Consider the following 10,686-nt stretch of genomic DNA (forward strand, 5'->3'; position numbering starts at 1 on the left):
AGGCCGCTCGCAGCCCTTCAGAAGTTCGTCCAGCAGTTCTTTGGAAATCGTCATCGTCCTTGCTCCTCTCAGGAAGCATGGACCAAACCGAAGTTACACAGAAGATCGGACACTCTCATCATCGTGGATCGCGACTTTTTCTTCTCCGAGCCACGCAACCGCTTTGCCGACGTCTTCGATCGTTTCGCTGACGCCCGCGATTACAACATCATTCGGCTCAGCATACCGCAACGACGCTGCCATATCGCTTCTTACCTGTGAAAGCGTTTTGTGCGCGAAAACGCCGTAGTGGGTGTAGATTTCGCCATAGTGGATCGCGCCGATGCCTTCATCCACATAATCGGCTTTCGTAAAGCGCTTCCCACGGATGAACTCACCAATCTCGTCCAAGGGTTTCCATTCTACATCCCCCCCTTCAAAGCTGAGAAGCCGGTCGCGGTAGTGGTTGTACTGTTTTTTGCGGGCGGTAAGCTCGGCGGTAAGCTCGGCGGTAAGCTCGGCGGTAAGCTCGGCGGTAAGCTCGGTGAAGCTGTCGAGTATCCGGACAATCTCCCCCTGTATCGCCAGCGACTTCTCCGGATCATCCGGGCACGGGATGGGGACAATATACTGTAGAATGTGCGGTTTGCTTCCACGAGGCATCTTTGCGCCCTTGGAGTGCTGAATATTGTACTCGAAGAAATCTTCGTCGGTCAGAACCTGAAAAAGATAGCGCGAGTTCAACACAGAGTCTGTTGGATGGACCACCAGAACGTCCCCATTGGTTCCACCTCTCCGATCTGCGTGCCAGATTTTCCTGAGGTAGGGACGAATGTTACCGATTAGGACGTCGCCCTCCTTAAATTCTGTAAGATTGCCGGACGTAGGAACGTAGTTTGAATCTACCCTCCCAGCCCGGTTTTGAAGAAGGTTGTCCACTCCGACATAGTTTGACTCATTGAGCTGATCGGAACCGATGCGGGTCGTTGAATACTGAGCAATATCCCCCAACGGCACCCACACCACCTCAGCCCCATCAAGCAGCTTTTTCAGAAAGCCCGCCGCGCTCATGTGGCGATCTCCGCGATGATGGCGTCGATGTCGGTGCGCAGGCGATCAATCTTCTCAACCGTGGTTCTGATCTCGGCATTCAGCTCATCGATGTCCACAACCTCGCGCGTGTCGCGCGGCTCGACGTAGGAACTGACCGAAAGGTTGTAGCTCCGCTCCACGATGGTCTCATAGGACACCGAAGCCGCGACATGGTTGACGTCCTCCTTACGGTCAAAAATCTCCATCACCCGCCCGATGTGATCGTCCGTCATCAGATTGGTGTTGGTGGCCTTCTTGAAAAACTTTTCGCCGCTGGCATCGATGAATTGAATGGCCGTATCGGTCTTGTTCTTGGCGAGGACCAGGATCGTCACCGCGATGGTCGTTCCGTAGAAAAGGTTGGAGGCGAGCGCGATCACCGTCTCGACATAGTTGTTATCGACCAGATATTGCCGGATCTTCTTCTCCGCGCCGTCGCGATAGAAGATCCCCGGGAAGCATACGATCGCCGCACGGCCCTTGGCCGAGAGATAGCTAAGCGCATGAAGCACAAAGGCGAAATCGGCCTTTGATTTGGGTGCCAGCACTCCCGCCGGAGCAAAGCGGTCATCGTTAATCAGGGTAGGATCGTCCGAGCCGATCCACTTCACCGAATAGGGCGGGTTGGAGACGATGGCGTCAAAGGGTTTGTCGTCCTGGAAATGCGGCTGGGTGAGCGTATCGCCGCGCTGGATATTGAACTTGTCGTAATTGATATTGTGCAGGAACATGTTCATGCGGGCGAGGTTGTAGGTGGTGTGATTGATCTCTTGCCCGAAGAAGCCTTCTTGGATGGTGTGCTCTGGAACGGCCTTATTGGCTTCCAGCAGCAATGTGCCAGAGCCGCAGGCGGGATCGTAGACTTTGTTGACTGTTTCCTGTCCATGGGTGGCAAGTCGAGCAATTAGCTTTGAAACGTGTTGCGGGGTGAAAAACTCTCCGCCGGACTTGCCCGCATTGGCGGCGTAGTTCGAAATCAGGAACTCGTAGGCATCGCCAAACAGATCAATCTGGCTGTTGTGGAAGTCCCCGAAATTGAGTTCTGCAACCCGCTTCAGCACTTTGGCAAGGCGGCTATTCTTTTCCGTCACCGTATTGCCAAGGCGCGTGCTGGTCGTGTCGAAGTCCGCGAAGAGACCTCTGATGTCCTGCTCGGAGGGGTAGCCGTTGGCAGAGGACTCGATCGCCGCGAAGATCTGCGCCAGATCGGTGTTCAGGCTGTCATTCGTGTTGGCGTCTTTGGCGACATTGGCAAAGAGCTGGCTGGGATAGATGAAATAGCCCTTGGTTTTGATCGCGTCATCCTTGATGTCATCGGTGACGACATCGTCGGGAAGGCCAGCGTAGTTGATGCTCTCGTCATCCGCCTCGATATAAGCGGCGAAATTCTCGCTGATAAAGCGATAAAAGAGCGCGCCAAGGACATACTGCTTGAAGTCCCAGCCATCGACCGAGCCGCGCACATCGTTCGCGATGTCCCAGATTTTCCGTTGAAGCGCCGCGCGTTGTTCCTGGCCTGTCATCTCTTTCTGTCCTTCTTCGGACTGGCTTCACGCTCGATCCAGTCCTCAATATCCACGCGCCGAAACCGCCAGGTGCCGCCAACCTTGAAGCCGGGCAGCTTGCTGTCGGCCGCGAGGCGGTAAGCGGTTTTCTTGTTGATCCTGAGATAGTCAGCAACTTCATCAATGGTCATGATGTCATCTGCCATGCGAAGCTCTTTCCCATAATCATCCCTTTTGAGATTTCTATGGAAAATTGCGGATTCCTACAAGGCGGGAATTCCAAGCAGTTTCAGAGTTCTGATGAGATCGGGCTGGCTTTGGGCGTGTCGCTCCTTGTAGTCGGGTTGTGTCACTGTCTTCGATGTCCAGGCATCTGAGCCGAGTCCCGCCCAATCCTTCTAGCTCTGCCCATGGTCCAGTCGATGCCGCCTGTGCGCGCCTTGAACCTTATCTCCGCGCGGCGATACGCCGCCCATCCACATGCCCTTCTTCCGGCTGGCCGCAACCTTGTCGCGGATGCGCTCGGCGGTGACCTCTCGCTCAAACTGGGCAAAACTAAGCAGGATGTTCAGTGTCAGCCGTCCCATTGACGTGGTCGTGTTGAACGACTGCGTCACCGACACGAAGGTCACGTCATTGCGGTCGAACACCTCCACCAGCTTGGCAAAATCTGCCAACGAACGGCTGAGGCGGTCGATCTTGTAAACGACCACCACATCGACAAGCCCGTCCTCAATATCTGCCATGAGCTGTTGCAGGCCCGGGCGGTCCAGCGTGCCGCCGGAGATTCCACCGTCGTCATACTGATCGCGGACGAGCACCCAACCCTCGGAGCGCTGGCTGGCGATGTAGGCCTCGCAGGCCTCGCGTTGCGCGTGCAGGCTGTTGAACTCCTGCTCGAGCCCTTCCTCGGACGACTTGCGCGTGTAGATCGCGCAGCGCAGTTTCCGGACAATCGGTTTGGTCATGCGCGCCTCCGGTGGTTTTTCAGCCCGAAAAACACCCAGCCGTTCCAACGTGTGCCGGTGATGGCGCGGGCAATGGCCGACAGCGATTTGTAGGGCCGCCCTTGCCAGTCGAAACCGTCGGCGGTGACCGTGACAATGTGTTCGACACCCTGCCATTCGCGGATCAACCGCGTGCCCACGATCGGCAATTGGTCGGCGCGGACGCGGCTCTTCTTGCGATCGCCGCCATCAAGTTGCTCGCCGAGAGTTTCCAGCCGTTTCACGGTTTCCGGCTTCAAGCCGCCATAGGCCAGTTCCTGGATGCGGTACGCCAGTCGGCTCTCAAGGTAGCGGCGGTTGAACGGCGGCGGTTCGCTGTCGAACAGATCGCGCCACTGAGCCTTCAGGTCAGGCGTCGAGGTCGTTTTGAGTGCGGCCAGGCGGGCGGGAATGGGATCTTGTTTGGTCATGCATTTCTCCGTTGAGTTGGAGTTGCATGACGCCATTCGTCGGCCGGATAGTGTAGGTTACTTTCTCCAATTTCGTCAGATACTTCCGGCCGATCACGCATCCGCAATCGAACCAACCCGAGAGCCAGCAGGCCGCATAGCTCGGCGCGGCGCTCGATGGGCGTCATTTGGTCGGGCGGAAACGGGTTAGGTCGCTTCATGTTTCGGGCAGCCGTGATTTGTGGTGTCGTTACCAATCAAAAGCCACCGCGAAGGCCTGCCCACCAGGATGGGACGCCTCTCGTGGCGGTCTACGCCGACGCCGACACGGGTCAGCCGGACGACCAGCACAACGCTTCAAATCAAGACACCGAAGCGGTCTCGGTCCCGCTTGGGACGATGCGGCAGCGGCCTGAGTAGAGGGAACAGGAGGAGATCATGTTCATGGGAACCACACCCTTTATCACGGTCCGCGCCAGCCGACCGCTGTCGGAAATCGAGTTTGCCGCCTGGGTGGCGCAGGCCGTTCCCGGCGACCGTCTGGAATACCACCGCGGCTTTCTAGTGCTCGACATCTTCCCCGTGTTTTCAGGGCTGTCGGATGCGGCGCGGGCCGAATTGAGCAGGCTTGGATCGCGGGCCTTCTGGGCCGCGGAGCAGGGTCTCGTGCATCTCGTCCAGGAGCGCGTGGGGCCCGACCAGTTCGCCTACATCGCCGTCGCCCGGCCCAAACCCAAAGCCGCCGCTGTCTCGCTGTCCGAGCTGCTGCTCGCCGAACAGGGCGAGCCCTGCGACGCCACCGGTTCGAGACGCAGGGCGAGCGCGTGATGCCCGCTTTCCAATCTTGTTTCACCGATCACGGAGACCCATTCATGCCATTCCCCGAGAACACTCCCACGCCCGACGATCTGCCATCCCTCAGCGCAGCAGAAATCGCGGCGCTGCCGGTCGAATTGCTGGCAATCCTGCAGCGTGAGATCGATGAACGTCTGAAGCGCGACAAGGCCGCCAAGACCCGCTTCGATGCTGGACTGGCTGTCCGCTACGCCACTCGCGCCACCGAGGAACGTCAGACCGCAGGCAAGGACACCGGCACAGTCCGCTTTGACGACGGTGATTTCACCGTGGTCGCCGATCTGCCGAAGCGGGTGGATTGGGATCAGGACCGACTGGCCGACATGGTCGCGCGGATCCGCGATGCAGGCGACGATCCGGCCGAATATGTCGATCTCTCCTTCAAGGTGCCGGAGCGTAAATACGCCGCCTGGCCCGAAGCGATCCGTCATGGCTTCGAGCCCGCGCGCACCGTCCGGCCGGGCACGCTGAAGGTCGAGATCCTCGCGCAGGGGGCTGACCAGTGAGCCTCCCCATCATCAGCGCCGACCAGCGGCTGGCCGATCTGCTCGCCCGCATCCGGACCATCGAGCGCGCCATCGCGGGCACCACGCAACCGGTGCCAATCGCCGGGCTCGCGGGCTTCTCGCGTGGAGACCGCTGATGTTGGCGAACTGGTTTGACCATGCGATTGCCACGGTGGCACCGCGCGCTGCGGCCCGACGCGTTCTTGCAAGGCAGGCGTTCGAAAGCCTGACGCGGGGATATGACGGCGCGGCAAAAGGGCGGCGCACCGAAGGCTGGCGCGCGCCGGGCACATCGGCCGACACCGAGGTTGGCGTGGCGGGGGGGCTCTTGCGTGACCGGATGCGCGATCTGGTCCGTAACAATCCCCATGCGGCGAAAGCCGTAGCGGTGCTGGTCAACAACATCGTCGGCGCGGGCATCATGCCACGTGCCGCCAGCGGAAATGATAAGCTGGATCGAAAGGTCGATGCGCTGTTCGCACGGTGGTCGGACGCTGCCGATGCAGACGGCCAGCTCGACTTCTACGGGCTGCAGACGCTGATTTGCCGCGAGATGGTCGAAGCTGGCGAGGTGCTGGTGCGCCGCCGCCTGCGGCGCGCGAGCGACGGCCTGCCGGTGCCGCTGCAACTGCAGGTGCTGGAGGCCGATTTCCTCGACGCCACGAAATCCGGCGCGCTCGGTGCTGGACGCCTCGTCCAGGGGATCGAGTTCGACCCGGTCGGCAAGCGCCGTGCCTATTGGCTGCATACCGAGCACCCGGGCGACGCTTATGGGGCTTTGCAGAACGGGTTGCAGAGCCGCCCGGTCCCCGCGACCGAGATCGCCCATGTGTATGAAAAACAGCGGACGCAGGCGCGCGGTGTGCCGTGGGGCGCGCCGGTGATCCGGTCCTTGCGCGATCTCGACGACTACGAGGTGGCCGAACTGGTCCGTAAGAAGACCGAGGCCTGCGTGACTGCCATTGTTTTTGGCGACGATGAAGCCCAGCAGGGCATCGCGCCTTCCGTGGTGGATGCCGACGGCAACCGGGTCGAGCAGTTCGAACCGGGGCTGATCGCTTACGCCCGCGGCGGCAAGGACATCCGCTTTAATCAACCGTCCGCGACGGGCGGATATGCTGAATACAAGCGGGCAAGCCTGCATACGATCTCGGCCGGGTTCCGGGTGCCCTACGAGCTGCTGACCGGCGATCTGTCTCAGGTAAATTACTCATCCATCCGCGCCGGACTGGTGGAGTTCCGCCGGATGATCGACGCAGTGCAGTGGCAGCTGTTCATCCCGATGTTCTGCGCGCCCAACTGGCGCTGGTTCACCGAGGCTGCATGGGCGGCAGGCCAGATCCCGACACCGGACGTGCCCGTCGAGTGGTCCCCTCCGAAGTTCGAGGCGGTCGATCCGCAGAAGGACGCGATGGCCAACCTGCTGTCGATCCGCTCTGGCACCATGACGCTGGCCGAGGTGATCGCGAAACAGGGCCGCAATCCGGATGCCGTGCTGGCCGAAATCGCCGCGACCAACGCCAAGCTCGATGCTCTGGGGCTGGTCCTCGACAGCGATCCGCGCCGCGTCACCAAGACCGGCAGCGCGCAGACCAGCGATCCGGCGAACGATCCGGCGACCGACGACGCCACCGCCGACGACCCGGCCGCCGACGCGGACAATGACCCAGCGCAGGCCGACCAACAGGACTGACCTTCATGGACACGATGATCGAACTGCCGGCCATGCGCCGGTCGGCGGAGCTTGCGCCGAACACCGCCGATGCCGACAGCCGCACCGTCGAGGTGGTCTGGTCGGCCGGGGCCCGCGTCCGGCGCGCGACATTCTTCGGGGAGCCCTACGACGAGGAGCTGAGCCTCGATCCCGCCCATGTCCGGCTCGACCGGCTGAACGCGGGCGCGCCGTTCTTGAAGGTGCACGAGCTCGACACGCTCGACGCGGTGATCGGCTCGGTCGTGCCGGGCTCTGCCCGGATCGAGAACGGCCGCGGGATCGCCCTGGTGCGGATCAGCGAACGTGCCGATGTCGAGCCAATCTGGCGCGACATTCAGGCCGGGCACATCCGCGCGGTCTCCATCGGCTACCAGGTCCACCGCTTCGAGGTCTCGAAACCCGAGGCCGCGCGCGAGCTTTGGCGGGCGGTGGACTGGACGCCCTTCGAGGTCTCCGCCGTCGCGGTCGGCGCCGACCCCGCCGCCGGTTTCCGCGCCCAGCATCCCCTTCACGACTGCGTCCTCCACCGCCGGGACGCCCCCACACCGCAAGGAGCATCCCCGATGACGGACAAGACCCAGACCCCCGCGAGCGACGCCGCACCCGCCACCCCCCAGCCGACCGAGCCGGTCGAAACCGAGGACACCCCCATGACCGAGCCGAAAGCGGCTGCGCCCGACCCGAAGGTCGCCGCCAGCGAACCGAAGGTCCACGCAAGTGAGACGCGCAGCCAGCCGAAGACGCAGGCAACGCCCGCGCCCGACACCGAAGTGGTCGCCACCCGCGCCCGCGAGGCCGAGCGCGACCGCGTCTCCACGATCTACGATCTGGCGGGCCGCCTGAACCTCGAGCGCGGCTTCGCCGAGGATCTGGTCAAGCGCGGCGTCAGCGTGGACGAGTCCCGCCGCCTGATCCTCGACCAGGTCGCCGCGAAATCCGACGAGACCCGCACCTTCCCGCACGTCTCCGTCCCCCTCGGCGGCCGGGACGAGCGCATCACCCGCCGCGATGCCGTGGCGAACGCGCTGCTCCACCGCTACAGCCCGACACTGTTCCAGTTGGAGGACGCCGCCCGACAGTATCGCGGCATGACGCTGCTGGAACTGGCCCGCGAAAGCCTCGGCAATGCCGGGGTCAACACGCGGGGCCTGTCGCGCGACGAGGTGGCGACGCGGGCCCTGCACGAGGTTCTGCGCGACCAGTTGCTCGGCCTTCAGTTCCAGCGAGGCCGGCACGATCAGGAATGCGGGCCGCACGTTGAGCACCGTCTTCTTGTCGAGGCCGGTCTGCTTGGCCATCGCCGCGCGGGCTGCACCGACAGCATCGACCGCCAGCGCTGCGCCCGTTCCTGCGAGGTTCTTGTGGGTGGTGTGGAACAGGGCGTTGCCATCGGCCATCGCCGGGTTGGCGGTGATGATGCCCCAGACCACGTCCGACTCCAGCTGGGCGATGGAGTTGCCGTACATCGCCGGGATGCGGGTGAAGGCGTCGAGATCGTCGTTGATCAGCGTCTGACGGGTGATCGCGACCACCCGGCCATAGGTCTTGACCTTGTAGCTCTCCTTGCTCTCGCCGAGCGTGCCGCGCTTGAACTCGCCGCTCTCGCCGACCTCCAGCAGCTGCGGCGCTTCGCCGAGTTGGACCCGGTGCATCGCCTTGAAGTCGGTGGCCAGAACCTGACGGCAGAACAGCATGAAGGTGCGGGGATAGGCCTCGTAGGCCTGCCGGAGGGTCTTGTTGGTGACGGCCGAGAGGATCTCGGGGAAGTCAGAGGTCGAATGCCCGCCGCGACGTCCAGCGTCGTGCCGCAGTCGATCCGCACGCTTGCGCCGATCAGCGAACCACGGCTCGACGCAGCCAGCGAGACCGCCTGGTATCTGGCGGCCAGCCCGAACCAGATCGACACCATCGAGTACGCCTACCTCGAGGGCCAGCAGGGCGCCTATATCGAGACCCGCAACGGCTTCGACGTCGATGGCGTCGAGATCAAGTGCCGCCTCGACTTCGGCGCCAAGGCCATCGACTGGCGCGGCCTCTACAAGAACCCGGGCGCATAAATCGAGCCACCCCTGACATCTCACCTCTGACGGGCGGTCCAATCGGGCCGCCCGTTCCGTTTCGCAAAGGATCCTGCCATGCAAAACTACGTCCAACCCGGCAATACCATCACCCTGACCGCGCCCTACGCCGTGACCTCCGGCGACGGCCTGCTTGTAGGCTCCATTTTCGGCGTGGCCGCCGGGAATGCCGAAAATGCAGAGACGGTTGAAGCCGCGCTCGTCGGCATCTTCGACCTGAGGAAGATCGCGTCCCAGGCCTGGTCCGCAGGCGACAAGGTCTATTGGGACAACACCAACAAAGAAGCCACCAAGACTGCCACGGCGAATACGCTGATCGGCGTGGCCACCGAAGCTGTTGCTGGCGGCGCGGGCGACCTGATCGGCCGGGTGCGCCTGAACGCGAGCTTCTGATGACGGCGTTTGCCGCCGTCGTTGATGCGCTATTCGCGGATCCCAACATCGGGCGAGAGGGGGTCTACACCTCCGATGGCGGCACGCCCGTACTGGTGCGCGTCGTCTCCCGGCAGGCCGACGCCATTTCCGACTTCGGCGATGCCCGGCTCTGGTCGGAAACCACGCGCATCGACCTGCGCGTCGCGGAGGTGTCGAACCCGCGTCCCGGCGACCGCATCGAGATCGAAGGCGAGGCATTCCTCGTTCAGGGCGAACCCGTCCGCGACCGCGAACGGCTTGTCTGGACCGTCGATCTGAGGCCCGCGTGAAACTGAAGCTCGACATCGATCCCGACATCGTCGCGATGATGGCGGCCGAGGTCGCGGCGGGCGAACGCGCCGTGACGGCCGCTATGCGCGAGGCCGGGACCGGGCTGAAGACCGCGTGGAGGCTGCAGATCACCGGCGCGGGGCTCGGCCCCCGGCTGGCCAATTCAGTCCGCAGCCAGAGCCATCCGAAGGCGGGCGAGAGCCTCGATGCCGCGGCTCTGGTCTGGTCGAAGGCCCCGGTCATCGTCGGCGCGCACGACACCGGCACGTTGATCCGCTCGAAGGACGGGTTCTGGCTGGCAATTCCGTTGCCCGCTGCAGGGAAATCGACGCGCGGCGGCCGGATCACTCCCGGCGAATGGGAACGGCGGCGCGGTTTGCGCCTACGCTTCGTCTATCGACGGACGGGCCCGAGCCTGCTGGTGGCGGAAGGCCGGCTGAACACGAAAGGTCAGGCGGTGGTGTCGCGCTCGAAGACCGGGCGCGGCAAGGTCACCGCGCCAATCTTCCTGCTGGTGCCGCAGGTGAAGCTGCCGAAGCGGCTGGATCTGGCGCAGGACGCGGACCGGGCGCTGGACAGCGTCCCGGGGCTGATCGTGGCGAACTGGGTGGACGTCAAGTTGGACTGACTACGAATTTTTTCGTTGACGGAGGTGTCACCGTAGAACACTCTTTTGAACGTAAGCGACGTTTCAAATCTATTGCACTCTGGATCTAAATATGCCGACCGCAATATTAGGTCGTGTTGACAAAAGGGATTCACACGGCGGTTCAGGCGTGATTCAAGCTGGTATCTGCGATGGAGACCAGCTTGGCACGAGACCTTATGTCGGACGAGGAATGGGGGTTCTTTGAAC

12 protein-coding genes and 2 pseudogenes are annotated in these 10,686 nt (G+C 62.7%); 8 read left to right on the forward strand and 6 right to left on the reverse strand.

Translation table 11 applies throughout. From position 1 onward, the window contains the following. Positions 1-93: 93 nt before the first annotated feature. The 5 genes and pseudogenes from ACSR1C_RS19795 to ACSR1C_RS19815 form a co-directional block, all read right to left on the reverse strand. Positions 94-1,050: a restriction endonuclease subunit S gene (locus ACSR1C_RS19795; protein WP_460260767.1), complete on the reverse strand. Its 957-nt coding sequence runs from the start codon at positions 1,048-1,050 to the stop codon at positions 94-96. Beyond that, complete coding sequence (locus ACSR1C_RS19800; RefSeq protein ID WP_460260766.1) at positions 1,047-2,594, reverse strand: type I restriction-modification system subunit M; 1,548 nt, start codon at positions 2,592-2,594, stop codon at positions 1,047-1,049. Before ACSR1C_RS19800 ends, ACSR1C_RS19795 begins: the two co-directional genes overlap by 4 nt. Beyond that, complete coding sequence (gene mads1, locus ACSR1C_RS19805) at positions 2,591-2,782, reverse strand: methylation-associated defense system helix-turn-helix domain-containing protein MAD1 (protein ID WP_460260765.1); 192 nt, start codon at positions 2,780-2,782, stop codon at positions 2,591-2,593. The genes ACSR1C_RS19800 and mads1 overlap by 4 nt, the downstream gene beginning before the upstream one ends. A gap of 234 nt (positions 2,783-3,016) precedes the next feature. Beyond that, positions 3,017-3,544 (reverse strand): annotated as a pseudogene (locus ACSR1C_RS19810) (recombinase family protein); the annotation flags it as partial. After that, positions 3,541-3,993 (reverse strand): DUF2924 domain-containing protein, encoded by a 453-nt coding sequence (locus tag ACSR1C_RS19815; protein WP_460260764.1) that lies wholly within the window; start codon positions 3,991-3,993, stop codon positions 3,541-3,543. The gene ACSR1C_RS19815 and the pseudogene ACSR1C_RS19810, both read right to left, overlap by 4 nt. Positions 3,994-4,410: 417 nt before the next feature. Between ACSR1C_RS19815 and ACSR1C_RS19820 the strand changes: the two genes are divergently transcribed. From ACSR1C_RS19820 to ACSR1C_RS19835, 4 genes are read left to right on the forward strand one after another with little or no spacing between them, the layout of a single operon-like run. Further along, positions 4,411-4,800, forward strand: coding sequence for a hypothetical protein (locus ACSR1C_RS19820; RefSeq protein ID WP_460260763.1), 390 nt, complete (start codon positions 4,411-4,413; stop codon positions 4,798-4,800). 44 nt (positions 4,801-4,844) lie between these two features. Then, the gene (locus ACSR1C_RS19825) at positions 4,845-5,333 is read left to right on the forward strand and encodes a hypothetical protein (protein ID WP_460260762.1); all 489 of its coding nucleotides are present in this window, start codon (positions 4,845-4,847) and stop codon (positions 5,331-5,333) included. Then, positions 5,330-5,470: a hypothetical protein gene (locus ACSR1C_RS19830; protein ID WP_460260761.1), complete on the forward strand. Its 141-nt coding sequence runs from the start codon at positions 5,330-5,332 to the stop codon at positions 5,468-5,470. Before ACSR1C_RS19825 ends, ACSR1C_RS19830 begins: the two co-directional genes overlap by 4 nt. Then, complete coding sequence (locus ACSR1C_RS19835; RefSeq protein WP_460260760.1) at positions 5,470-7,026, forward strand: phage portal protein; 1,557 nt, start codon at positions 5,470-5,472, stop codon at positions 7,024-7,026. Before ACSR1C_RS19830 ends, ACSR1C_RS19835 begins: the two co-directional genes overlap by 1 nt. Positions 7,027-8,249: 1,223 nt before the next feature. Here the strand turns inward: ACSR1C_RS19835 and ACSR1C_RS19840 are convergent. After that, positions 8,250-8,945 (reverse strand): annotated as a pseudogene (locus tag ACSR1C_RS19840) (phage major capsid protein); the annotation flags it as partial. Between ACSR1C_RS19840 and ACSR1C_RS19845 the strand changes: the two are divergent. The 4 genes from ACSR1C_RS19845 to ACSR1C_RS19860 all read left to right on the forward strand — a co-directional run bounded on the left by ACSR1C_RS19845 (position 8,826) and on the right by ACSR1C_RS19860 (position 10,458). Further along, positions 8,826-9,104, forward strand: coding sequence for a phage major capsid protein (locus ACSR1C_RS19845; RefSeq protein WP_460260768.1), 279 nt, complete (start codon positions 8,826-8,828; stop codon positions 9,102-9,104). The pseudogene ACSR1C_RS19840 and the gene ACSR1C_RS19845 overlap by 120 nt on opposite strands. A gap of 78 nt (positions 9,105-9,182) precedes the next feature. Continuing rightward, positions 9,183-9,518, forward strand: coding sequence for a DUF2190 family protein (locus ACSR1C_RS19850; protein WP_460260759.1), 336 nt, complete (start codon positions 9,183-9,185; stop codon positions 9,516-9,518). Next, complete coding sequence (locus tag ACSR1C_RS19855) at positions 9,518-9,829, forward strand: head-tail joining protein (RefSeq protein WP_460260758.1); 312 nt, start codon at positions 9,518-9,520, stop codon at positions 9,827-9,829. Before ACSR1C_RS19850 ends, ACSR1C_RS19855 begins: the two co-directional genes overlap by 1 nt. Then, complete coding sequence (locus tag ACSR1C_RS19860; RefSeq protein ID WP_460260757.1) at positions 9,826-10,458, forward strand: DUF6441 family protein; 633 nt, start codon at positions 9,826-9,828, stop codon at positions 10,456-10,458. Before ACSR1C_RS19855 ends, ACSR1C_RS19860 begins: the two co-directional genes overlap by 4 nt. Positions 10,459-10,686 lie beyond the last annotated feature (228 nt).

Source organism: Actibacterium sp. D185-2 (genome assembly GCF_054954595.1).

Bases quoted from the DNA above. Each gene is read 5' to 3' on its own strand.
- ACSR1C_RS19795 (WP_460260767.1), bottom strand. From the start codon at position 1,050: ATGAGCGCGGCGGGCTTTCTGAAAAAGCTGCTTGATGGGGCTGAGGTG.
- ACSR1C_RS19800 (WP_460260766.1), bottom strand. From the start codon at position 2,594: ATGACAGGCCAGGAACAACGCGCGGCGCTTCAACGGAAAATCTGGGAC.
- mads1 (WP_460260765.1), bottom strand. From the start codon at position 2,782: ATGGCAGATGACATCATGACCATTGATGAAGTTGCTGACTATCTCAGG.
- ACSR1C_RS19815 (WP_460260764.1), bottom strand. From the start codon at position 3,993: ATGACCAAACAAGATCCCATTCCCGCCCGCCTGGCCGCACTCAAAACG.
- ACSR1C_RS19820 (WP_460260763.1), top strand. From the start codon at position 4,411: ATGTTCATGGGAACCACACCCTTTATCACGGTCCGCGCCAGCCGACCG.
- ACSR1C_RS19825 (WP_460260762.1), top strand. From the start codon at position 4,845: ATGCCATTCCCCGAGAACACTCCCACGCCCGACGATCTGCCATCCCTC.
- ACSR1C_RS19835 (WP_460260760.1), top strand. From the start codon at position 5,470: ATGTTGGCGAACTGGTTTGACCATGCGATTGCCACGGTGGCACCGCGC.
- ACSR1C_RS19845 (WP_460260768.1), top strand. From the start codon at position 8,826: ATGCCCGCCGCGACGTCCAGCGTCGTGCCGCAGTCGATCCGCACGCTT.
- ACSR1C_RS19850 (WP_460260759.1), top strand. From the start codon at position 9,183: ATGCAAAACTACGTCCAACCCGGCAATACCATCACCCTGACCGCGCCC.
- ACSR1C_RS19855 (WP_460260758.1), top strand. From the start codon at position 9,518: ATGACGGCGTTTGCCGCCGTCGTTGATGCGCTATTCGCGGATCCCAAC.